Origin of the sequence: Pseudomonas sp. PKS (assembly GCF_051913525.1) — a bacterium.
Classification (GTDB): Bacteria; Pseudomonadota; Gammaproteobacteria; order Pseudomonadales; family Pseudomonadaceae; genus Aquipseudomonas; species Aquipseudomonas guariconensis_D.
Genome location: NZ_JBEGDO010000013.1, coordinates 118,574 through 141,726, shown reverse-complemented (window position 1 = coordinate 141,726; position 23,153 = coordinate 118,574). Strand labels below are relative to the sequence as shown.

Sequence of the window (23,153 nt, the reverse complement as noted above, 5' to 3'; positions counted from 1 at the left end):
GTGTTGCGGGGGGTTCCCACCCAGCGCGAGGTAACGCGTTGCGGGGTGTTACAAGTCGGCGCGGGTGTGCGCCTCATGATCTGCTTAGCGGGTCTGCTTCTGGCAGTCCCTCTACAGCGGAATCTGGATTCTTCTGATTCGTCGCGCGCAAGTCAAGAAAAATTATTGCCAATTTTTCCCCAGGATGAATTCCTGCCACCACGAAAAAGGAGCTCAGCAGCAGGAAAATAAAGATTTCCATGAAAAAGGGCCACAATCTGCGGCCCTTATAGGAAAAAAAGAAGAAATCAGGCGGAAGGACTGATCAATTGGTCAAACGCTGCCAGCAGACGTCTTAGCTCGCGGCTCTGCTCCGGGCGATCGACAAACACCGTTTCGGCCATGACCAGAATGCCGGAGGCATTGGGCAGCGGGTGACCGTGCTCGATGATGAGCTTCATGCGCGGCAGGAATATCCATTGCAGCCACTGCTCGAAGGTCATCACGTCCACCGCGAACGGCACCACGCTGGCGAGCGCTTCGGCGCTGGGTTCCTGTTCGCTCCACCAGCCTTGGACCTGCAACTCGCGCTCGATCAACAGCAGATGATCGGCAATATCGAGGATGCGTTGCTCCATCACGAGGTAGTCCGCGCCTTCTGCCGCGCCAATGCAGCGCCCTGGCTGTCCCCTTGCTTCTCGCGGGCCTGGGCGATGGTGTTCCACAGTTCGGCCTGTAGGTCGGGACGTCCATTGGCGTAGGTCAAGGCACGACGCGCCAGTTGCTCGGCCTGCGCCGAGTCGCCCTGGGCCAGGCGCACCTGGGCCAGGCGGAACAGTACCTGCGGCTCGCGCGGGGCGATGCGCTGGGCACGCTCCAGGCTCGAGGCGGCACCGTTGAAGTCGCCACCACTCTGTTGCTGCTGAGCGGTGGTCAGCAGCGCCAGCACCGGACCATCGAGCTGCTCATCAGCCGACAGCCCGCCGGCGGCATTGCTGCGCGGGATACCGGTCGGAGCGCTAGGCGTGCTGGACGCGCTGTTCATCGAGGCGATGTCGAACGGCTCGTCGGCAATTGGGTTGGGGTTGGTGGCGATAGGGCCGCTGCTGACAGGACCCGGGGTGATCGGCCCAGTGCTGATTGGCGCGGCGCCCGTACCGGCCGGGAAGGCCTGGATGGGTGCTGCGCCAGCGCCCTGTGGGATCACCACGGTCACACCGGAGTCCTCAGGCAGGGACTGCGCCTGGCTGGTGCCTCCGCTGGGCTGGCGGGCAACATTACGGTTGCTCGCAATTCGCTCACTGTTCGAAACCCGGGTGCTCGAGTCCACCACGGGGATATTGCCGCGCGGAACGCTGGAGCACCCCTGGAGCACGGCAATCGCCGTCAAGGCAGGAAACAACCACTTGTTCACTTCACACCCTCTTCAAAGCTAGCGCTCAATTCATCCATCCCTTGACCCAATCCATGACGGATTCCACTGGGTCTTGCGGGCCACCACAGGCAGCACCGGCAGGCGGTTCACTTCCACGAATATACGGCATCTGCACCGCACCCGGACAGCTACCGTCCGACCCCTGCCCGCTATACGGGTCGATCCAGGCCTGCACCACGTTGTCCGGTTGCGGCATGTCCAGCGGCAACGGGTCGGCTTTCTTCATGAAGCTGGTCCACACCTGCAAGGCACCCGTGGCACCGGTGAACGGCGTCTTGCCGTTGTCGTCGCGGCCCAGCCAGACCACCGCCAGCAAATCTTGGCTGAAGCCGGAGAACCAACTGTCGCGCGAATCGTTACTGGTACCGGTCTTGCCCGCCAGGGTCAGCGAACGGGGCAGCACGTTGTAGACCGAACGACCGGTACCCTCGCGCATCACCCGCTGCATGCCGTTCTGCACCAGATAGATGGCACCTGGATCGAAGGTCTGCTGGATCTGGAACGGGTAGCGCTTGAGCGGCTCGCCTTCGGCGGTGAGCACACTGCGGATACCGCGCATCGGCGTGTTGAAACCGCCATTGGCGATGGTCTGGTACATGGTCGCCACCTGCATCGGCGACATACCGCCCGCGCCCAGCAGCATGGATGGGAACGCCGGCCAATCGACCTTCACGCCCAGCCTGCCAATGGTCTTGATCACGTTGGGCACGCCCACTTCCAGGCCGATCTTGGCGGTGGACAAGTTGTAGGAGTTGGCCAGCCCTTGGTACAGGTAGATGGTGCCGTGGGGGCGACGATCGTAGTTTTGCGGGCGCCAGACTTGGCCGTCGGCACCTTTGACCGAGAACGGCTCGTCCTGCACCCAACTGGTCAAGGTGTACTTGCTGGGCTGTTCCAGGGCGGTCAGGTAGACCGCTGGCTTGACCAGCGATCCGATCGGCCGCACGGCGTCGATGGCGCGGTTGAAACCGGCGAAGCCGGCCTGCCGGCTGCCGATCAGCGCCTGCACCTCACCGGTTTCCGGATTAGTCACCACCATCGCCGACTCGACCTCATCGGCGCCCTTGCGACCGGCCAAGCGCTTGAAGGTCTCGCTCATGGCCGTCTCGGCCTTCATCTGCAGGATCGGATCGAAGCTGGTGAAGATACGCAGGCCTTCTTCGGTCAAGTCCTCGTCGCGGTAGTCCTGGCGCAGTTGGCGCTTGACCAGGTCGAGGAAGGCCGGGAAGGAACTGTCAGCCAGGCTGCCGCGCTTGGTCACGCCCAGCGGCATCTTTTTCGCCGCTTCGGCCACGTCCTGGCTGACCACGCCCTGCTCGGCGAGCAGGTCGAGCACCAGATTACGTCGCGTGAGGGCACGCTCGGGATAGCGGCGAGGGTTGTAATAGGACGGCCCCTTGACCATCCCCACCAGCAAGGCGATCTGGTGCAGTTTGAGCTCCTGCAGCGGTTGGCTGAAGAAGAACTGGCTGGCCAGACCGAAGCCGTGCACCGCACGCTGCCCATCCTGGCCGACGAATACCTCATTGAGGTACGCCTCAAGGATCTCGCGCTTGTCGTAGTGCAGTTCCAGCAGCATGGCCATCATGGCCTCGTTCAGCTTGCGGCTGAGGCTGCGCTCGTTGGTCAGGAAGAAGTTCTTCACCAACTGCTGGGTCAGAGTACTGCCGCCCTGGCGCATGGCGCCTGCGGAGGTGTTGACCCAGAGTGCACGGGCAATGGACTTGGGCGATACACCGTGGTGGCTATAGAAGTCTCGGTCTTCCACCGCGACGAGGGTTTCCAGCAGATAAGGCGGGACCTGGTCGATCTTGATCAGGATCCGATCTTCGAGATTCTTAGGATAGATGCCGCCAATCATCAGCGGTTCGAGACGCACCACGTCCAGCTTGCCACCATTGGCACCGGACAGCCCGGCGACGTAATCGCCGGAGAAACGCACGCGCACGAACTGCGCCGGCTCCATGCCCTCGTAGAACTGGAAGCCTCGGGTATTGAGGTCGACGGTGTTGCCGTCGACCGACGCCGCGCCCGGGCCGTTGGCGGCCGCCTCACGGCGATAGCCGAGGGCATCGAGCTCTGTGAGGAAGTCGTTGCGGCTCAGCTTCTGGCCGACGAACAGCTCCAGCGGACGGGCGTATACCTTGGCCGGAATGGTCCAACGCTTGCCGGAGAACTTCTCCTGGACGACAGCATCGAGATAAACCGCGAAGCCGGCGAGCACCACCAGGCCGACCAGGCTGAGCTTGAGCGCCCAGCCCAGCCAGGCGCGGGAGCGGCCGGTCGGGCGTTTCTTGGGGGTACGGGAGTTTCGGGTACGAGTCATGGCGGCGGATTATACGCACTTTGATAAAGGCTAGTGGCCTGCGGGACGAAACGGAAAGCTCGCGTTCATCCGCCAGGATTTCCAGCGGTTTGCAGGGACGGCACCATTGACCATAATGGCGCTTTCGAATTCCCTATCCCAGAAGGATTGCCCGTGAGCCAAGCCCTGATCAGCGCGCTGCAGAACCCCGCCCTCTATGCCCACCCGGTGGACGGGTTCCAACTCATCGAGACGCATATCTCCTGGGTGCTGCTGACCGGCGAGTACGCCTACAAGATCAAGAAGCCGATGAACTTCGGCTTCCTGGATTTCACCGAGTTGGACCAACGCCGTCACTTCTGCAACGAAGAGCTGCGCCTGAACCAGCGCCTGACCGAGGGCCTGTACCTTGAAGTGCTGCCGATCACAGGCACCGCCGAGGCCCCGCAACTAGGCGGTGACGGCACACCGATCGAGTACGCCTTGAAGATGCGCCAGTTCCCCCAGGGCCAAATGCTCAGTACCTTGCAGGCCAATGGCGAACTCAATGCCAGCCACATCGACCAGATGGCCCGCCAGATCGCCGAATTCCACCTGCAGGCGCCCAAGGTGTCGGTCGACCATCCGTTGGGCACGCCTGACAGTGTCATGGCACCGGTCGAGCAGAACTTCGAGCAGATCCGTCCGTTTCTAAGCGACAAGGCCGACCTGCAACAACTGGATAACCTTCAGGCGTGGGCCCGCAGCAGCTTCGAGCGGCTTCACGGCTTGCTCGAGGCGCGCAAGGCCCAGGGGTTCATCCGCGAATGCCATGGCGACATCCACCTGGGCAATGCCACGCTGATCGACGGCAAGGTGGTGATCTTCGACTGCATCGAATTCAACGAGCCGTTCCGCCTGACCGACGTCTATGCCGACACCGCGTTCCTGGCGATGGACCTCGAGGACCGCGGCCTGAAATGCTTGGCCCGTCGCTTCATCAGCCAGTACCTGGAGCTGACCGGCGACTACGAAGGCCTGGAACTGCTCAACTTCTACAAGGCCTACCGCGCCCTGGTGCGCGCCAAGGTCGCGCTGTTCAGCATGCCGGCTGATGCCGATGGCGTGCAGCGAGCCACCACCCTGCGCACCTACCGCAACTATGCCAACCTCGCCGAAAGCTACAGCGCCATTCCATCGCGGCTGCTGGCCATCACCCATGGCGTCTCGGCCGTGGGCAAGAGCCACGTAGCCATGCGTCTGGTCGAAGCCCTGGGCGCGATTCGTGTACGTTCGGATGTCGAGCGCAAGCGCCTGTTCGGCGAGCAACAGCAACAAAGCGCAGGCCAACTGCAGGCCGGCATTTATGACCAAGAGGCCAGCCGCGCCACATATCAGCGCCTGCATGAGCTGGCGGCGATCATCCTGCGTGCAGGCTTCCCGGTGGTGCTCGATGCCACCTACCTCAAGCTGGCTCAGCGCCAGGCTGCGGCACAGGTTGCCAACGAAACGGGCGTTCCGTTCCTGATCCTCGATTGCCAGGCGCCCGACGCCGTCATCGCCAGCTGGCTGGCCCAGCGCCAGACCGAGGCCAACGACCCCTCCGATGCCACCCTGGAAGTGGTCAAGGCCCAACAAGCCAGCCGCGAACCGCTGAGCGCCGAAGAACTGCCCCACTGCAAGCGGGTGGACACTCAGGAAAGCGCCAGCATGGACCAGTTGATCGCGCAGATCCGCCAGCGCCTCCCGGGCATCTGAACGAGTCATGAAGGGCTGCTTTTGCAGCCCTTTTTTTGCATGCCATCGCGGCGTCTTCTTTGCGGGTAACGCCGCTTCCACGGATGCCAACACCCGGCTTTCAGGCTGGCCCTCGTCGGGGGGCGATGGCAAAAGGCCGCGCATTTCCCAACCCCCGCTACACTCCTCTGAAACCTGCTCGCGATTTATCCCAAAGACCTCGTTCAGCCATCGCAAGGAGGCCCGATGAACGATGAATTGCAGCATCTGAGAAATCTTGGCAAGACCTCCGCGCAATGGCTCCATGCCGTCGGCATCCACAGTGCATCGGACTTGCGCCGCCTGGGCGCGGTAGGCGCCTATCAGGCTGTGAAGTCGCGGGGGTTCCGGGCATCGAAGGTGTTGTTGTACTCCATTGAGGCGGCACTGCTGGACATGCACTGGAACGATTTACCGGTCGAGCGTAAACAGGCGCTCGATGAACAGTTGGACGCCAAAAGCCCTGTGCAAAAAAAATCAAAATAAGCGAGAGGGGGGATTGACCCACAAATGAGAATCGTTATGATTATCACAACTGGTCGCGAGACTGGTTGGATAACCTGAAAAGTCCCTGGTTCGGACGCTCAGATTATCTCCTCATCAGGCTAATCACGGTTATTGACCCGGCACTCTGCCGGGTCTTTTTTTGCCTGCGAAACCCAGGTCCGATCAACGACGCAGTTGGGCGCAGTAGTCCTGCTCAGGCAAGGCGGCCGTGTACCAGACGTAGTCGGCCATGCCCGGCTCGACTTTTTCGCCCACCTCCACCAGCAACAACACTTTGGATTCACCCTTTGCGCCCAGATCATCCAGGTGCAGTGGCACACCCAAGTCCTTGCGCGCATGGTAGCTGCCAGTCAGCAACAGGGCCGGTTGTGGCGCAGCCAGCACGCGCTCGGCGATGCGTCGGTCGCGTTGCTGCTGTACGGCAAGCATGGCCGGAAGCTGGTTTTCCGGCAGCAATCCACAGTGCCCGGCGCGCACTTGGTCGAGCAGCGCGGCCTTGACCGTAGGTGCGTTCGAGCGCGGCCCCTGCAACAACGGGGCATCACGATAAGCCTGACGCAACTCCTCCGGCGATAAATTGGCCGCCAGCAACGCAATCCTCCGGTGCAAAGTCTCCCGCACGATCGGCCCATACCATTGCCAGTCCCAGCCGTCCTGCCAGGCCAGGGCTTTGGGCAAATCCTCGGGCATTGCCGCCTGTCCTTGCACGGCATCGATCAGGGGTTGCTGCGAAGGCTGCAGCATCTCCAGCAACACGCTGCCCTGGGAGCGACGGGCCTCCAAGGCTTGCAACAACCAAAGCTGCAAAGCGTGATGATCCGGATTGTCGTGCTTCTCTCCCACCAGCACCCGCGTCGCCGGTGCCAGGTGCGCAACAAGCTGCTCTGGCGTGAGCCGCTCACCACTGGCCAAGTCGCGAATTTGCCCCAGTTGCGCGCTGTCGCGCCCTTCGCTGGCCTGCCACGCCGGCAAGTCGGGCAGGCTGGCCTGACAGCCAGACAGCACCAAAGCCAGCAGGATAGAAAGGCCAGACAACACGGGATGGCGCATGGGCAAGGCCTCCTAGCGGGTGATGATCAGCGGATGACCAAGCTCCGGGTGCGGCTGCACCAGCACATCGATTCCAAATACCGCCTTGAGCGCGTCAGGCGTCAGGACCTGGTGCGGGGCGCCCAACGCATGACAGCGTCCCTGCTCCAGCAACAGGATCTGGTCACAGTAGCGCGCGGCGAGATTGAGGTCGTGCAGAATCACCATCACCGCCGCGCCTTGGTCGGCAAAACGCCGCACCGCTTGCAAGGTGGTGTGCTGGTGCAAGGGGTCGAGCATCGAGGTAGGCTCGTCCAACAGCAGCGTCACGCCCTCCTCCCCCGGCCACAACTGCGCCAGCACCCGGGCCAGGTGCACCCGCTGGCGCTCGCCGCCGGACAGCGCCAGATAGCTGCGATCGACCAAGTGCAGGGCGTCGGCCGCGCCCAACGCCGCCTGAACGATCTCCCGGTCGCGTTGCTGACCGCTGGCGTGAGGCAATCGACCAAGACCAACCACTTCCTCGACACCAAATGCAAACCCGAGGGTGGAGACCTGCGGCAGTACCGCCAAATGACGCGCGCGCGCCTGGCCGGGCCAGTCCGCCAGCGCGCGCCCAAGCAAACGGACTCGTCCCTGGCTGGGGGCCAGTTCGCCGCACAGCACGCTCAACAGGCTGCTCTTGCCCGCGCCATTGGGGCCCAACACACCCAGGACCTGCCCTGGGCGCACTTGCAGATCGATCCCCTGCAGCACTTCCTGGGTTCCGCGCCGCAGGCGCACCCCTTGGGCTTCCAACATCAGCTGCGTCCCCGTACCAGCAAGAACAAGAAGAACGGCGCACCGATGAGCGCCGTGACGATACCGATCGGCAGTTCCGCCGGTGCCAGCGCCAGCCGTGCCACCAGATCGGCGAACAGGAGCAAGGCTCCCCCGGCGAGTAACGAGGCTGGCAGCAGCACCCGATGATCCGGGCCTGCCAGCAACCGCACCAGGTGTGGCACCACCAACCCGATAAAACCGATCAGCCCCGCAGCGGCCACCGCAGCGCCCACGCCCAGGGCGGTACAGAACACCAGTTCGCGCTTGAGCGCCTCCACTTCGATGCCCAGATGCCGGGCCTCCGACTCGCCCAGCAACAGGGCATTGAGCGCCTGTGCGCGGCGGGGCAACCACAAGGCCACTGCGCCCGTCACTAGCAGCAAAGGCCACAGGCGCTCGTAGCTGGCGCCGTTGAGGCTGCCCAGGTTCCAGAAGGTCAAGGTACGCAGCGTGGCGTCATCGGCCAGATAAGTGAACAAGCCGACAGCCGAACCGGCCAACGCGGTCAGGGCGATGCCCGCGAGCAGCATGGTGGCGACGCTGGTCCGCCCGTCGCGCCGGCCCAGGCGATAGACCAGAGCGGTCACACCGAGGCCGCCCACGAAGGCACTGACGGACAACAGGTAAGGCGAGAACCACTCCGGAATTCCGCCCAGCCAGCTACCGCCGACAATCGCCACCGCCGCGCCCAACGCCGCCCCACTGGCCACACCGACCAGCCCTGGATCTGCCAGGGGATTGCGAAACAGCCCCTGCATCGTCACGCCGGACAACGCCAGCACCGCGCCGACCGCCAGCCCCAACAAGGTTCGCGGCAAGCGGATCTGGCCAAGAATCATCTGCGCCTGCTCCAGCCCCTCGGCACGAACCGGCACACCCAGCAGCCGCAGGCCAGCACGCAAGGTGTCGAACAGCGCAAGACTCACCGGCCCAAGCGCCAGCGACAACCAGATCGCCAGCAGGCACAGCAAGGTCAGACAGGCAAACAGCGTACGGGGTTGAACACGACGTCTCATTGAGCCTTGGCCGCCGGGTAGAAGGCCAAGGCCAGCGTGTTCAAGGTGGCCGGCAAGCGCGGGCCAAGACCACCGACCAGCAAGGTAGGGTCCAGCGCTATCACTCGCTGCTCACGCACCGCCCGGGATGCGGCCAACGCCGGGTTCTCCTTGAGCAAGGCCTGCAACGCCTGCTCGCCATCGAGAGTGCGGTCGGAGAACACCAGCACATCCGGATCCAGCGCCGCCAGCGCTTCCACGGAGAAGTTCTTGTAACCCGAATGGTCGGCCAGGTTACGCGCACCGGCCTGGCGCAACAGCCAGTCTCCTGACGTACCTTGGCCTGCGATCAAGGGCTTGGCACCTGCGTGCCCGACCAGCAGCAACACACCTGGCGCCTTCTGGCTCGCCTGGGCCTGTTTGACCCTGCCCTGCAGCGCATCGAGTTGCTGGTGGTAATCGGCGGTCAGTGCGGCGGCTTTCTGCTCGGTACCCAGCAGGCGGCCCAGGCGTAGGAGGTTATCGTCCACGGCGCCCAACTCGGCCTTGCTGGAGAACAGCTCCACCCGCACTCCGGCCTTGCGCACCTGCGCCAGCACTGGCGGCGGCCCCATCTCCTCGGTGCCGACCAGGACATCCGGGCGCAGGCTGAGAATCCCTTCGGCGGACAATTGCCGTTGGTAGCCAATACTGGGCAGCGACTTGAGCGACTCAGGATGCTGGCTGGTGGTATCTACCCCCACCAGCCGCTGCTCGCCGCCCAGGGCGCTGATCCATTCGCTCAGGGCACCGCCGGCACTGACCCAGCGCTGCGGGAGTTCGGCGGTCAATGCCTGGGTGGCAAGCACAAGACCTGCGCACAGGACGATCAGGGCAGCGGGACGACGCATCATCGTTTTCCTTTGCAGAAGGCGGGCCGCGCGCCTTGTAGCGAGCGACGGAACTGCGCACCATAGACAGCCTGGCGCAGCGACTGAGGGCAATTTGATAATTGTTCGCATTGAGGCGTCAAGCCATCCCTTTGTCACACGAGCTGTCCGCTGCAATGCATTTTCTTTGCGCATCCATCGACCTCGCCGAAGGCCACAGCCGCGCATTCAGCGTAGCTGGCGAGCAGGTGTTCGGCGTACGCCGCCAGGGTCAGGTCTACCTTTATCGCAACCGCTGCCCCCATCGAGGCATCGCATTGAACTGGGAGGCGGATGCCTTTCTCGACGAGAGTGCCAGCCTCATCCACTGCGCCCATCACGGGGCGTTGTTCTTGATCGAAAGCGGCGAATGCGTGGCCGGCCCCTGCGAGGGCGAGCAGTTGCAGGCCCTGGACTGCCTGGAAGACAGCCAGGGCATCTGGCTCAAGGCGTGAGCAGCACCGGCAATGGCCGGTCGATGACAATCTGTTCGGCGTCCAGGCGCGTGCCGTAAGCCAGCACCTCAACGCCATCGGCCACTGCTGTGCGCAGGGCCTGGGCATAGGCCGCGTCAATCTCCTCGGCCGGGCGCACCGCCTCGACACCGGTCAGGTTGACGCAATACAGCTGCACGGCACGAATCCCCTGGCGCGCCAAGGCGGCCAGCTCGCGCAGGTGCTTGGCGCCGCGCTGGGTCACCGCGTCGGGGAAGGCTGCGACCGGCGTGTCCGGGTAGCCCAGGGTCACGCTCTTGACCTCCACATAGGCCGGCCCTTCGGCGAACTCCAGGCGAAAGTCCACCCGGCTGCCCTCCTCGCCATAGGCCACTTCGCGCTTGAGCGCCGTGAACCCGGCGAGCTCAGTGATGCGTCCGGCCCGCAGCGCTTCCTCTACCAGGGCATTGGCACGCCCGGTGTTGACGCAGGCCAGGCGCCCCTGGGGCGTTTCGCTGATCTCCCAGGTACCCGGCAGCTTGCGCTTGGGGTCGTTGGAGCGACTGAACCAGACCTGCCCGCCTTCGCGCATGCAATTGAGCATGGAGCCGGTGTTGGGACAATGGATGGTCAGTTGCTCGCCGTTGGCCAACTCAATGTCAGCCAGGAACCGTTTGTACCGGCGCAACAAGCGCGCCTGTTCGAGTGCAGGAAAGAACAACATCAGCCTTGCCAGCTCTTCAGGCCACGGGCGATGCGCTGCACGGCTTCTTCCAGACGCGGCAGGCTCTGGGTGTAGGCGAAGCGCACATGATGGCCAGCCTGGTGACGGCCAAAATCCAGGCCCGGCGTGAAGGCCAGGTGCTCGGTTTCCAGGAAGTGCTGGCAGAAGGCGAAGGCATCACCGCCAAAGGCACTGATGTCGGCATACAGATAGAAGGCGCCCTGCGGCTCCACGGCAATGCCAAAGCCCAGCTCACGCAAGGCCGGTAGCAGGAAGTCCCGGCGGCGAGCGAACTCGGCGCGACGTTCTTCGAGGATGGCCAGGGTCTGGGGTTCGAAGCAGGCCAGCGCGGCATGCTGGGCCATGCTCGGCGCGCTGATGTAGAGGTTCTGCGCCAGCTTCTCCAGGTCCTTCACCGCGCTGGGCGGCGCAACCAGCCAACCGAGCCGCCAGCCGGTCATACCGAAATACTTGGAAAAACTATTCAGGACGAATGCCTGGTCGTCCACTTCCAGCACGCTCGGTGCATCCATGCCGTAGGTGAGACCGTGATAGATCTCGTCCACCACCAGATGCCCGTGGCGCTCACGGGTGGCCTTGGACAGGCTGGCCAGCTCGTCACGGTCGAGCACCGTGCCCGTAGGGTTGGCGGGCGAGGCCACCAAGGCACCGACAGTGTCCTTGTCCCAGTAGCGATCGACCAGGTCGGCCGTCAATTGGTAGTTGACCTCCGGCCCTACCGGCACCAGTTGCGCCCCGCCTTCGACCAGCCGCAGGAAATGGCGGTTGCACGGGTAGCCGGGGTCGGCCAGCAGCCAGTGCTTGCCTGGATCGACCAACAGGCTGCTGGCCAGCAGCAAGGCACCGGAGCCGCCGGGCGTGATGAGGATCCGCTCAGGGTCGACACTGACCCCGTAGCGCTGGTCGTAGAAACCTGCGATTGCCTCGCGTAGAGCCGGCAGGCCACGTGCCGCGGTATAGCGCGTGTGGCCAGCGGCCAGCGCCGCCTGGCCTGCCGCCACAATGGGCTCGGCGGTGGTGAAGTCCGGCTCGCCGATCTCCAGGTGGATGACGTCATGGCCAGCCGCCTGCAACTCGTTGGCGCGTGCCAGCAATGCCATGACGTGGAAGGGTTCGATAGCGCGACTACGCGCACTGTGGGGCTGAGCCATGGGCCTTCTCTCAATTGGGTCTAAACTGGTGATTCTACCCCTGCGCCGCATCGAACGTGCGGCTCGCGCCGCTGTCAACTCCTAGGATCGGGCGGGGTAGCGCACCCCCGATCTATCTGGTAAGTTCGGCGGCTCGCAGTCGCAGGGCCGGCGGGTGCCGGAGATGGAGCAGCCTGCGCATTGGATCAGATGAGTGAGAGGCGGTCTATTCATGTCCACCGTAGAAAAGCAAAAAGCCGGTCAGTCCATGTACGGTGTCGAACCCTATAAGGAAACGCCGGGCGAAGAGTACATGGGTGAACCCATGCGCAAGCATTTCACCAAACTCCTCAGTGCCTGGAAGCAAGAGCTGATGACCAGTGTGGATCGGACCGTAGACCACATGAAGGATGAAGCAGCCAACTTCCCAGACCCTGCCGACCGTGCCAGCCAGGAAGAAGAATTCGCCCTGGAACTGCGCAACCGGGATCGTGAACGCAAGCTGATCAAGAAGATCGACAAGACCCTGCAATCGATCCAGGACGAAGAGTACGGCTGGTGCGAAGCCTGCGGCGTCGAGATCGGCCTGCGTCGCTTGGAGGCGCGCCCAACCGCCGACCTGTGCTTCGACTGCAAGGAACTGGCAGAGAAGAAGGAAAAGCAGGTCGGCAAGGCCTGACCTGATTCCCACCTGAACGGGGCGCTCGAGGCGCCCCGTTTCATTTATATAGCCTGCAAACCCATGAACGACTCCAGCTACATCGGGCGCTTCGCCCCCACCCCCAGCGGATTTCTGCACTTCGGATCGCTCGTCGCGGCGCTCGCCTCCTGGCTCGATGCCCGCGCGGTTGGCGGGCGCTGGTTGTTGCGCATGGAGGACACCGACCCGCCTCGGGAAATGCCCGGTGCCCGGGATGCCATCCTGCAGACCCTGGAGCGTTACGGCCTGGAATGGGACGGCGAAGTCGTCTACCAAAGCCAGCGCCACGAAGCCTACGCCGAGGTGGTCGAGCGTCTGTTGCGCATGGGCCTGGCCTATGCCTGCACGTGCTCGCGCAAACAGCTGGAAGGTTATGGCGGGGTGTATCCGGGGCTGTGCCGAAACGCCGGACATGCCCGCGAAGGCGCGGCGATCCGCCTGCGGGTGCCGGAATTGATCTACCGCTTCACCGATCGCGTCCAAGGGGGGTTCGAGCAACACCTGGGACGTGAGGTGGGCGATTTCGTCATCCAGCGCCGGGACGGGCTCTACGCCTACCAATTGGCGGTGGTGCTGGACGATGCCTGGCAAGGCGTCACCGATATCGTGCGAGGCGCCGACCTGCTGGACAACACGCCGCGCCAGCTCTACCTGCAGGAACTACTGGGCTTCTCCCAGCCACGCTACCTGCACATCCCGCTGATCACCCAGCCGGACGGCCACAAGCTGGGCAAATCCTATCGCTCTCCGCCACTGGCGGCCGACCAGGCCACCCCCTTGTTGTTGCGCGCCCTGCGAGCCCTGGGCCAGGCCACTGAGCCCGGGATGGAGAGCGCCAGCCCCGCCGAGGTGCTGTCGATCGCACGGCAGCAGTGGCGCCCCGAGGCGATTGCCCACCAGTTGACGGTGCCGGAGGCTGACCTGCACTGAATCAGGCATTCGCGCAGGCCCGCTTTAACAACAGCGGCGCAAAAACCCAATAAATTCAAATTGTTGCCGAGCGAGGATGAATCCCGCTAGCATCGCCCCAGCCATTTGCGCCAATAATAAGTCCAAGCCCGCAGCGCCCAACCTTCGAGGCCAGCATGTACATCTATCGTTTGGTCCTGCTTCTGGTCGTGGGGATCTACCTGTTTTCCCCGGCCATCATGGACTGGTGGATCGAGCCAACCGGTGCCTGGTACCGCCCCTACCTGCTCTGGCTGATCCTCATCGTCGTCACCTTCATTTTGCAGAGCCAACGAGATGCCGATGAGCTTTAGCCTGACCCAGATGATCCTGATCAGCGCCGCCTACCTGCTGGTGCTGTTCGGTGTGGCCTGGATCAGCGAGCGTGGGCTGATCCCGCGTTCGATCATCCGCCACCCGCTGACCTACACCCTGTCCCTGGGCGTCTATGCCAGTGCCTGGGCCTTCTATGGCTCGGTGGGCCTGGCCTACCAGTACGGCTATGGTTTCCTGGCCTGTTACCTGGGTGTATCCGGGGCCTTCCTGCTGGCGCCGGTGCTGCTCTATCCCATTCTCAAGATCACCCGCACCTACCAGCTCTCTTCGCTGGCCGACTTGCTGGCGTTTCGCTTTCGTAGCACTTGGGCCGGCGCGCTGACCACCATCTTCATGTTGATCGGTGTGCTGCCCCTGCTGGCCCTGCAGATCCAGGCAGTGGCCGACTCGATCAGCATCCTCACCGGCGAGCCGGTCAAGGCCCGGGTAGCCTTCGCTTTCTGCGTGTTGATCATCCTGTTCACGATCTTCTTCGGCTCGCGCCACATCGCCACGCGTGAAAAACACGAAGGCCTGGTGTTTGCCATCGCCTTCGAATCGGTGATCAAACTGCTGGCCCTGGGCGGTATCGGTCTGTATGCGCTGTATGGCGTATTCGGCGGCCCGCACCAGCTGGAGGTCTGGCTGCTGCAGAACCAGACCGCGCTGGCCGCACTGCACACGCCGCTGCAGGAAGGTCCGTGGCGAACCCTGCTGCTGGTGTTCTTCGCCTCGGCCATTGTCATGCCGCACATGTACCACATGGCCTTCACCGAAAACCTCAACCCGCGCTCGCTGGTCAGCGCCAGCTGGGGCCTGCCGCTGTTCCTGCTGCTGATGAGCCTAGCCGTGCCGCTGGTGCTCTGGGCCGGCCTGCGCCTGGGGGCCAGTACCAACCCAGAGTACTTCACCCTGGGCCTGGGCATCGCCGCCGACAACCCAGCGCTGGCCCTGCTCGCCTATGTGGGCGGCCTCTCTGCCGCCAGCGGGCTGATCATCGTCACCACCCTGGCCCTCTCGGGCATGGCCCTCAACCACTTGGTGCTGCCGCTCTACCAACCGCCGGCCGAGGGCAACATCTACCGCTGGCTGAAGTGGACCCGCCGCGCCCTGATCGTCGCCATCATCACCGCCGGTTTTGTCTTCTACCTGACCCAGAACAATCACCAGAGCCTGGCCAACCTGGGCATCGTCGCTTTCGTCGCCACCTTGCAGTTCCTGCCGGGCGTGCTCTCGGTACTGTACTGGCCGACCGCCAACCGCCGCGGCTTCATCGCTGGCCTGATGGCGGGCATCGCGGTATGGATGGTGACCATGCTGCTGCCGCTGCTGGGCAATCTGCAGGGCTTCTATATCCCGCTGCTGGACATGATCTACGTGCTGGACGACACCAGCTGGCACATGGCGGCCATCGGCTCGCTGGCCGCCAACGTCCTGCTGTTCACCCTGATCTCGCTGTTCACCAACGCCAGCAGCGAAGAAGTCAGCGCCGCCGAGGCCTGCGCCGTGGACAACGTGCGTCGTCCGCAACGGCGCGAGCTGCATGCCGCCTCGCCCCAGGAGTTCGCCACCCAGCTGGCCAAGCCCCTGGGCGCCAAGGCCGCGCAGAAGGAAGTCGAACAGGCCCTGCGTGACCTCTACCTGCCCTTCGACGAGCGCCGCCCCTATGCCCTACGCCGCCTGCGCGACCGCATCGAGGCCAACCTGTCGGGCCTGATGGGGCCGAGCGTGGCCCAGGACATGGTCGAGACCTTCCTGCCCTACAAATCAGGCAACGAGAACTACGTCACCGAAGACATCCACTTCATCGAAAGCCGCCTGGAAGACTACCACTCGCGCCTGACCGGCCTTGCCGCCGAGCTCGATGCCCTGCGCCGCTACCACCGCCAGACGCTGCAGGAACTACCCATGGGCGTGTGCTCCCTGGCCAAGGACCAGGAGATCCTGATGTGGAACAAGGCCATGGAAGAGCTGACCGGCGTGGCCGCCATGCACGTGGTCGGCTCACGCCTGGTCACTGTCAGCGAGCCTTGGCGCGGCCTGTTGCAGAACTTCATCAACATCCCCGACGAACACCTGCACAAGCAGCGCCTGGCCCTGGACGGACAGACCCGCTGGCTCAACCTGCATAAAGCTGCCATCGCCGAGCCCTTGGCACCGGGCAACAGCGGCCTGGTGCTGCTGGTCGAGGACCTGACCGAAACCCAGGCCCTGGAAGACAAACTGGTGCACTCCGAGCGCCTGGCGAGCATCGGCCGCCTGGCTGCGGGTGTGGCCCATGAGATCGGCAACCCCATCACCGGCATCGCCTGCCTTGCGCAGAACCTGCGCGAAGAGCGTGAAGACGATGTCGAGATCATCGAGCTTTCCAGCCAGATCATCGAACAGACCAAACGCGTTTCGCGCATCGTCCAGTCGCTGATGAGCTTCGCCCATGCCGGCGGCAGCCACCAGAACAGCGAGGAGCCGGTGTGCCTGGCCGAAGTCGCACAAGATGCCATTGGTCTGCTGGCGTTGAACCGGCGCAATTTCGAAGTACAGTTCTTCAACCTCTGCGACCCGGATCACTGGGCCGAGGGTGATCCCCAGCGTCTGGCCCAGGTGCTGATCAACCTGCTTTCCAACGCCCGCGACGCCTCCCCGCCCGGCAGCGCCGTGCGTGTGCGCAGCGCTGTGTGTGAGCACACTGTCGACCTGATCGTCGAGGACGAAGGCAGCGGAATCCCGAAAAACATCATGGACCGGCTGTTCGAGCCCTTCTTCACCACCAAGGACCCAGGCGAAGGCACTGGACTGGGGCTTGCTCTGGTCTATTCCATCGTGGAAGAGCATTATGGGCAAATCACCATCGACAGCCCGGCCGATATCGAACGCCAACGTGGTACCCGGATCCGCGTGACCCTGCCAAGGCATGTCGTAGCGACGTCCCCTGAAATTCGAGACCGTCGAGAGAATTGAATCAATGCCGCACATTCTGATCGTCGAAGACGAAACCATCATCCGCTCGGCCTTGCGTCGACTGCTCGAGCGGAACCAGTACCAAGTCAGCGAAGCCGGCTCGGTGCAGGAAGCCCAGGAACGCTTCAGCATTGCCACCTTCGACCTGATCGTCAGCGACCTGCGCCTGCCCGGCGCCCCGGGCACCGAGTTGATCAAGCTCGGCCAGGGCACACCGGTGCTGATCATGACCAGCTATGCCAGCCTGCGCTCGGCAGTCGATTCGATGAAAATGGGCGCGGTGGACTACATCGCCAAGCCCTTCGATCACGACGAGATGCTCCAGGCTGTGGCGCGCATCCTGCGCGACCGGCAGAACGCCCCGGCACCTGCCGCTGTCAGTGCCGCCGAGCCGCGCGCCAACGGCAAGGCAGTCGCCGCCGACAAAGCCAGCCCGGCCTCGGCCAACGGCGAGATCGGCATCATTGGCTCGTGCCCACCGATGCAGGACATGTTCGGCAAGATCCGCAAGGTCGCGCCTACCGACTCCAATGTCCTGATCCAGGGTGAATCCGGCACCGGCAAGGAGCTGGTCGCCCGCGCCCTGCACAACCTGTCGCGTCGCGCCAAGGCCCCGATGATCTCGGTGAACTGCGCGGCCATCCCGGAAACCCTGATCGAGTCCGAACTGTTCGGCCACGAGAAAGGCGCGTTCACAGGTGCCAGCGCCGGCCGTGCCGGTCTTGTCGAAGCGGCCGACGGCGGTACGCTGTTCCTCGATGAAATCGGCGAGCTGCCACTCGAAGCCCAGGCCCGACTGCTGCGTGTGCTGCAGGAAGGCGAGATTCGCCGGGTCGGCTCGGTGCAATCGCAGAAGGTCGATGTCCGTCTGATCGCCGCGACCCATCGCGACCTGAAGAACCTGGCCAAGGCCGGGCAGTTCCGCGAAGACCTTTATTACCGCCTGCACGTGATCGCCCTGAAGCTTCCGGCCCTGCGCGAGCGCGGCAGCGACGTCAACGAAATCGCCGATGCCTTCCTGGCCCGCCAGAGCGCCCGCATCGGCCGAGACGACCTGCACTTCTCCGCCGAGGCCGAGCAAGCGATCCGTCATTACAGCTGGCCAGGCAACGTACGCGAACTGGAAAACGCCGTGGAGCGCGCAGTGATTCTCAGCGAGAGCGCGGAGATCTCCGCTGATCTGCTGGGCATCGACATCGAGCTGAGTGGCCTGGAGGACGAAGAGCCGTTCGACACCGCTCCGGTCGTGGCCGGCGCCAGTGCCAACAACGCCAGCCATGAACCGACCGAGGACTTGTCCCTGGAAGATTACTTCCAGCATTTCGTCCTCGAGCACCAGGATCACATGACAGAGACCGAACTGGCCCGCAAGCTGGGCGTCAGCCGCAAATGCCTGTGGGAACGACGTCAACGCCTGGGTATTCCCCGGCGCAAGAGCAACGCCACCAGCGACAATTGATCCCGCCCCTCACCGCTATAGGGGCAGAAGAGCTCTTCTCCTGCCCCTCGTCCCTTATCTAAAACGCCACACAGCCGCGGGGAGCACTGTCTTGTGTTGCTCGCGCCGGCCCATTCGCGGGTGAACCGGTTTCTCCAGGTACAGCGTGTTGCCGAGAGCGCCAGAGAACCCTGCGGGAGCGGTTTAGCCGCAACGAATCCCAGCCGGCGCCTGGCACCGGCGTGCCGGTGTTCCCCGGTAACAGCGCAGTTGCCCAAGGAATCTGTTACCCCACCCGCCCAGGCGTAACATTGGCCGAGGCGTACGGTAACGAAATTGCGACATTTTCTGCCTGGCGCCCGAAGCACAGAACCCGCAAGGCCTTGATTTTATTGGGTTTAGCAAAGTTGGCACGGCACCTGCTATATGTCTGGTACAAGAACAATAACAAGCACTGCAATCCAGAATAAGAACAAGACGAAACGGCTCACGCACAATAAAAACAAGACGGCGGAGGCGCAGCTAACTGATTCTTTTGGAGAGGAGTTGTGTTTGGGGCTTGCCCCACAGCCAGGCAGAGAACAACAAAAACTGCACTAAAAAGCAGCGCCTGAACTGGTTGGATCGAATGATCAGCATAACATCAGCGACCAAAGCAATCCGTTTGCTCTTCACCCCCGGGTTGGGGGTCGTCCACAAGCTTTGAGATTTGTGGACAGGGCATCAACAAAAACAAAAAGCCCGGCAAAAAAACAATAAGAGCACGCAACGACTTTCCTGGGGAGCTTCGGCTCCCCATGTCGTTTCTCCCCCTCCAGCATCACCCCCAAGCAGCGCCTACACCATTCCCCGAGTAAATGCTAGAATCCCCGCCCATCATGCGGCCATTCTCCTATTCTTGGCCGAACATTCCTTCAAACAGTGCATCCCATGCTGAAGAAGCTGTTCCAGTCGTTCCGTCCTCCTATCCGTGGTCAACACCACAGGCGCACCACGCCTGAAGTGATCAACAAGAGCCAGCACTCGCTGCAACGCAGCCAGTTCAGCCGCCACGCGGTGAGTATCGTCGAGCGCCTGCAAAGCGCCGGTTACCAGGCCTATCTGGTCGGCGGCTGTGTCCGCGACCTGCTCCTGGGTATCAACCCCAAGGATTTCGACGTCGCCACCAGTGCCACTCCCGAGCAAGTCCGTGCGGAGTTTCGCAACGCTCGAATCATTGGCCGCCGCTTCAAGCTGGTCCACGTGCATTTCGGCCGTGAGATCATCGAAGTCGCCACTTTCCGTGCCCATCATTCCGAGGAAGACCAGGGCGATAGCCACCGCTCGTCGCACAATGCCAGCGGGCGCATTCTGCGCGACAACGTTTACGGCACCTTGGAAGATGACGCCCAGCGTCGCGACTTCACCATCAACGCGCTGTACTACGATCCGGTCAGCGAGCGCATCCTCGACTATGCCAATGGCGTGCACGATATCCGCAACCGCCTGCTGCGCCTGATCGGTGACCCTACCCAGCGCTACCAGGAAGACCCTGTGCGCATGCTGCGTGCCGTGCGCTTTGCCGCCAAGCTCGACTTCGGCATCGAAAAGCACACCGTACAGCCGATCCGCGAGCTGGCACCGCTGCTGCGGGAGATCCCGCCAGCGCGCCTGTTCGAAGAGAGCCTCAAGCTGTTCCTTTCCGGCCAAGGCGCAATCACCTTCGAGATGCTGGTCGACCTGCAGCTGTTCGACCCGCTGTTCCCAGCCAGCGCCCACGCGCTGGAAGAACGCCCGACCTACACCCACACCCTGATCAGCCAGGCGCTGGCCAATACCGACCTGCGGGTCAAGCAAGGCAAGCCGGTCACCCCGGCCTTCCTGTTCGCCGCCCTGCTCTGGCCTGCACTGCCGGGCCGCGCCCTGTACCTGCAAAGCCAAGGTGTGCCGCCGATTCCGGCCATGAACAACGCCGCCCACGACCTGATCGCCGAACAGTGCGCACGCATCGCGATTCCTAAGCGTTTCACCCTGCCGATCCGTGAGATCTGGGACATGCAGGAGCGTCTGCCACGCCGCAGTGGCAAGCGCGCCGATATGATGCTCGACAACCCACGCTTCCGAGCTGGCTACGACTTCCTGCTACTGCGCGAAAGCGCCGGCGAGGAAACCGACGATCTGGGCCAGTGGTGGACCGACTATCAGGACGCCAACGACAGCGAACGTCGCGACATGATCCGTGACCTGGGCAGCCGCGACGACGGTGCGGGAGCCGCGCCACGCAAACGCAAGCGCAGTGGCAGCAAACGCAAGCGCAGCGGCGACGAAAACTGGGATTGAACATGACGACCCGCGCCTACATCGGCCTGGGCAGCAACCTGGCCGAGCCCGCCGAACAACTGCGAAGCGCCCTGCAGGCGCTGGACAATGTCGAAGGTACCCGCCTGGCAGCGACCTCGGCTTTCTATACCAGCGACTCCCTGCTCCCCGGCCAACCGCGCTATACCAATGCCGTGGCCGCCGTGGACACCCATCTCGCGCCACTGGCGCTGCTCGACGCACTGCAGGCCATCGAGCTTGACCAAGGCCGCGAGCGCAAGGAACGTTGGGGCCCACGCACCCTCGACCTGGACGTCCTGTTGTTCGGCGACCAGGTCATCGACGTGCCACGCCTCAAAGTCCCGCACTACCACATGCAGGCGCGCCCTTTCGTGCTTTATCCCCTGGCCGAGCTGGTACCCGCCGATTTCCACCTTGCCGACGGCCGTAGCCTCGCGCAATTGCTCGATGCCTGCCCCTTCGTGGGTCTGGAACGCCTGTAATCCGGGCGTTTCGGACAACGGTAACGCCAGTAACACCCTGATCGTAACAATGCGGTAACAGGGTGATTGACTTCCCCCCCCTCGCTCACGACTATAGGCGTCCCGTGGCACCAAAGTGCCGCCTTTTTACCTATTTAGGCTCGGACGGACCTGTGCCCGAACATCACACACGATGATGTGCCGCTCCGGAAGATGATTACACGCGTTGTACGCAGTCGTTTTTCACAGCGCCTGAACGAGGATTTCCTACATGCCTGAAGTAACCCTGACCACCCTGCACGGCCTCAAGGCCAAGGGTGAGAAAATCGCCATGCTGACGTGCTACGACGCGACCTTCGCCAAGGCCGCCTGCGCAGCCGGCGTGGAAATACTGTTGGTGGGTGACTCCCTGGGCATGGTCCTGCAGGGCCATGACAGTACCCTGCCGGTCACGACCGCCGAAATGGCCTACCACACTGCCTGCGTCAAGCGTGGCAACGAGGGCGCCCTGATCCTCGCCGACCTGCCGTTCATGGCCCACGCCACACCTGAGCAGGCCTTCTCCAACTGCGCCACCCTGATGCAGGCCGGCGCCCACATGATCAAGCTCGAGGGCGCCGCCTGGCTGGCCGAGACCATCCGCCTACTGGCCGAACGCGGCGTGCCGGTATGCGCGCACATGGGCCTGACCCCACAGACCGTCAATGTGCTGGGCGGCTACAAGGTGCAGGGCCGCCAGGAAGCCCAGGCCCGGCAAATGCGTGCAGACGCCATCGCCTTGGAACAAGCCGGTGCGGCCATGCTGCTGCTCGAGTGCGTGCCCAGTGACCTGGCCGCCGAGATCACCCAGGCGGTCAGCATCCCGGTCATCGGCATCGGTGCCGGCAGCGCCACCGACGGTCAGGTGCTGGTCCTGCATGACATGCTCGGCCTGTCGCTGAGCGGGCGTGTACCCAAGTTCGTGAAGAACTTCATGGAAGGCCAGCCGGATATCCACAGCGCCCTGGCGGCCTACGTGGCGGCGGTCAAGGCAGTCAGCTTCCCAGCCAGCGAACACGGGTTCAGCGCATGAATACAGTCAAGACTGTCCGAGAACTGCGCGCCGCCGTGGCACGCGCCCGCGGCGAAGGCAAGCGGATCGGCTTCGTGCCGACCATGGGCAACCTGCACAGTGGCCATGCCGCGCTGGTGACCAAAGCCGCACAACGTGCCGATTTCGTGGTCGCGAGCATCTTCGTCAACCCGCTGCAGTTTGGCGCCGGCGAAGACCTGGACAAATATCCCCGTACCCTCGCCGCCGACCAAGAGCGCTTGCTCGAAGCTGGGTGTCACCTGCTGTTCGCTCCCACCGTCGAGGAGATGTACCCCGACGGTATGGCGGTGCAGACGCGCGTCAGCGTGCCGCAGCTGTCCGAAGGGCTGTGCGGCGCCAGCCGCCCCGGCCACTTCGAAGGCGTCGCCACTGTGGTCAGCAAGCTGTTCAACATGGTCCAGCCCGACCTGGCAGTGTTCGGCGAAAAGGACTTCCAGCAGCTGGCGGTGATCCGCGCCATGGTGCGTGACCTGAACATGCCGATCCAGATCATCGGCGAACCCACCGTGCGCGCCGAGGACGGCCTGGCGCTGTCGTCGCGCAACGGTTACCTGAGCCCGGAGCAGCGCGCTGCGGCGCCTGCGCTGTACCGCACCTTGAGGACCATGGCCGAGGCCATTACCAAGGGCCAGCGCGACTATCCCGCTCTGATTGCCGAGGGCCAGGCGCAACTGGTAGCCGCGGGGTTCCGCCCCGACTACCTGGAAGTGCGCCACGCCGTGACCTTGCGCCCGGCGATGATCGATGACCGCGATCTGGTGATCCTGGCGGCGGCCTACATGGGCACTACCCGCTTGATCGACAACCTTTACCTGCACCTGGACGAAAAGACCGCGTGACACCCGGGGCTGCTTCGCAGCCCATCGCAGGCTTCGCC

At 63.5% G+C, this 23,153-nt stretch carries 21 protein-coding genes; 12 read left to right on the top strand and 9 right to left on the bottom strand.

Translation table 11 applies throughout. The annotated features are described in order from the left end of the window. Positions 1–287: 287 nt before the first annotated feature. Genes ABOA88_RS15195 through mrcB form a run of 3 tightly spaced genes read right to left on the bottom strand, consistent with a single transcriptional unit; the run spans position 288 to position 3,740 of the window. Positions 288–620 carry a YqcC family protein gene (locus ABOA88_RS15195; RefSeq protein ID WP_070576444.1) on the bottom strand — a complete coding sequence of 111 codons (333 nt, stop codon included), beginning with the start codon at positions 618–620 and terminating at the stop codon, positions 288–290. Beyond that, a complete protein-coding gene (locus ABOA88_RS15190; protein WP_367851748.1) occupies positions 617–1,393 on the bottom strand; it encodes a tetratricopeptide repeat protein in 777 nt (258 codons plus the stop codon). The genes ABOA88_RS15195 and ABOA88_RS15190 overlap by 4 nt, the downstream gene beginning before the upstream one ends. A 25-nt stretch (positions 1,394–1,418) precedes the next feature. Next, on the bottom strand, positions 1,419–3,740 hold the full coding sequence (mrcB, locus tag ABOA88_RS15185; protein WP_367851749.1) for a penicillin-binding protein 1B: 2,322 nt from the start codon (positions 3,738–3,740) through the stop codon (positions 1,419–1,421). 153 nt (positions 3,741–3,893) lie between these two features. Here mrcB and ABOA88_RS15180 point away from each other — a divergent pair, with 153 nt between their 5' ends. Then, on the top strand, positions 3,894–5,456 hold the full coding sequence (locus ABOA88_RS15180) for an AAA family ATPase (protein WP_367851750.1): 1,563 nt from the start codon (positions 3,894–3,896) through the stop codon (positions 5,454–5,456). Between the two features lie 225 nt (positions 5,457–5,681). Then, the gene (locus ABOA88_RS15175; RefSeq protein WP_043210034.1) at positions 5,682–5,960 is read left to right on the top strand and encodes a TfoX/Sxy family protein; all 279 of its coding nucleotides are present in this window, start codon (positions 5,682–5,684) and stop codon (positions 5,958–5,960) included. Between the two features lie 183 nt (positions 5,961–6,143). Here ABOA88_RS15175 and ABOA88_RS15170 read toward each other — a convergent pair whose 3' ends face one another. The 4 genes from ABOA88_RS15170 to ABOA88_RS15155 are packed head-to-tail and all read right to left on the bottom strand — an operon-like array spanning position 6,144 to position 9,720. Continuing rightward, complete coding sequence (locus ABOA88_RS15170; RefSeq protein WP_196170107.1) at positions 6,144–7,031, bottom strand: ChaN family lipoprotein; 888 nt, start codon at positions 7,029–7,031, stop codon at positions 6,144–6,146. Between the two features lie 12 nt (positions 7,032–7,043). Next, positions 7,044–7,811, bottom strand: coding sequence for a heme ABC transporter ATP-binding protein (locus ABOA88_RS15165; RefSeq protein ID WP_367851751.1), 768 nt, complete (start codon positions 7,809–7,811; stop codon positions 7,044–7,046). Next, positions 7,811–8,794, bottom strand: a complete 984-nt coding sequence (locus ABOA88_RS15160; RefSeq protein ID WP_367851783.1) for a FecCD family ABC transporter permease — start codon at positions 8,792–8,794, stop codon at positions 7,811–7,813. Before ABOA88_RS15160 ends, ABOA88_RS15165 begins: the two co-directional genes overlap by 1 nt. Before the next feature lie 50 nt (positions 8,795–8,844). Further along, on the bottom strand, positions 8,845–9,720 hold the full coding sequence (locus ABOA88_RS15155; RefSeq protein WP_367851752.1) for a heme/hemin ABC transporter substrate-binding protein: 876 nt from the start codon (positions 9,718–9,720) through the stop codon (positions 8,845–8,847). 152 nt (positions 9,721–9,872) lie between these two features. On the opposite strand from ABOA88_RS15155, the gene ABOA88_RS15150 reads away from it, so the two are divergent. Further along, a complete protein-coding gene (locus ABOA88_RS15150) occupies positions 9,873–10,190 on the top strand; it encodes a Rieske (2Fe-2S) protein (RefSeq protein WP_337159731.1) in 318 nt (105 codons plus the stop codon). Here ABOA88_RS15150 and sfsA read toward each other — a convergent pair. Both sfsA and ABOA88_RS15140 read right to left on the bottom strand, forming a co-directional pair. Then, positions 10,180–10,893 (bottom strand): DNA/RNA nuclease SfsA, encoded by a 714-nt coding sequence (gene sfsA, locus ABOA88_RS15145; protein ID WP_367851753.1) that lies wholly within the window; start codon positions 10,891–10,893, stop codon positions 10,180–10,182. The genes ABOA88_RS15150 and sfsA overlap by 11 nt on opposite strands. Then, on the bottom strand, positions 10,893–12,065 hold the full coding sequence (locus tag ABOA88_RS15140; RefSeq protein ID WP_367851754.1) for a pyridoxal phosphate-dependent aminotransferase: 1,173 nt from the start codon (positions 12,063–12,065) through the stop codon (positions 10,893–10,895). Before ABOA88_RS15140 ends, sfsA begins: the two co-directional genes overlap by 1 nt. Before the next feature lie 211 nt (positions 12,066–12,276). On the opposite strand from ABOA88_RS15140, the gene dksA reads away from it, so the two are divergent. The 9 genes from dksA to panC all read left to right on the top strand — a co-directional run bounded on the left by dksA (position 12,277) and on the right by panC (position 23,115). Continuing rightward, positions 12,277–12,723, top strand: coding sequence for an RNA polymerase-binding protein DksA (dksA, locus tag ABOA88_RS15135; protein WP_070092263.1), 447 nt, complete (start codon positions 12,277–12,279; stop codon positions 12,721–12,723). Positions 12,724–12,786: 63 nt separating this feature from the next. After that, complete coding sequence (gluQRS, locus tag ABOA88_RS15130; protein WP_196170113.1) at positions 12,787–13,674, top strand: tRNA glutamyl-Q(34) synthetase GluQRS; 888 nt, start codon at positions 12,787–12,789, stop codon at positions 13,672–13,674. A 155-nt stretch (positions 13,675–13,829) separates the two neighbouring features. Then, positions 13,830–14,006 carry a hypothetical protein gene (locus ABOA88_RS15125; RefSeq protein WP_003250005.1) on the top strand — a complete coding sequence of 59 codons (177 nt, stop codon included), beginning with the start codon at positions 13,830–13,832 and terminating at the stop codon, positions 14,004–14,006. Next, a complete protein-coding gene (locus ABOA88_RS15120; protein ID WP_367851755.1) occupies positions 13,990–16,965 on the top strand; it encodes a sensor histidine kinase in 2,976 nt (991 codons plus the stop codon). Before ABOA88_RS15125 ends, ABOA88_RS15120 begins: the two co-directional genes overlap by 17 nt. 4 nt (positions 16,966–16,969) lie before the next feature. Further along, positions 16,970–18,424, top strand: coding sequence for a sigma-54-dependent transcriptional regulator (locus ABOA88_RS15115; RefSeq protein ID WP_196170115.1), 1,455 nt, complete (start codon positions 16,970–16,972; stop codon positions 18,422–18,424). A gap of 909 nt (positions 18,425–19,333) precedes the next feature. Beyond that, positions 19,334–20,722: a polynucleotide adenylyltransferase PcnB gene (locus tag ABOA88_RS15110; RefSeq protein ID WP_196170116.1), complete on the top strand. Its 1,389-nt coding sequence runs from the start codon at positions 19,334–19,336 to the stop codon at positions 20,720–20,722. Between the two features lie 2 nt (positions 20,723–20,724). Beyond that, complete coding sequence (gene folK / locus ABOA88_RS15105; protein ID WP_196170117.1) at positions 20,725–21,204, top strand: 2-amino-4-hydroxy-6-hydroxymethyldihydropteridine diphosphokinase; 480 nt, start codon at positions 20,725–20,727, stop codon at positions 21,202–21,204. 250 nt (positions 21,205–21,454) lie between these two features. Further along, complete coding sequence (panB, locus tag ABOA88_RS15100; RefSeq protein ID WP_196170118.1) at positions 21,455–22,255, top strand: 3-methyl-2-oxobutanoate hydroxymethyltransferase; 801 nt, start codon at positions 21,455–21,457, stop codon at positions 22,253–22,255. Continuing rightward, positions 22,252–23,115, top strand: a complete 864-nt coding sequence (gene panC / locus ABOA88_RS15095) for a pantoate--beta-alanine ligase (RefSeq protein ID WP_367851756.1) — start codon at positions 22,252–22,254, stop codon at positions 23,113–23,115. Before panB ends, panC begins: the two co-directional genes overlap by 4 nt. Positions 23,116–23,153 lie beyond the last annotated feature (38 nt).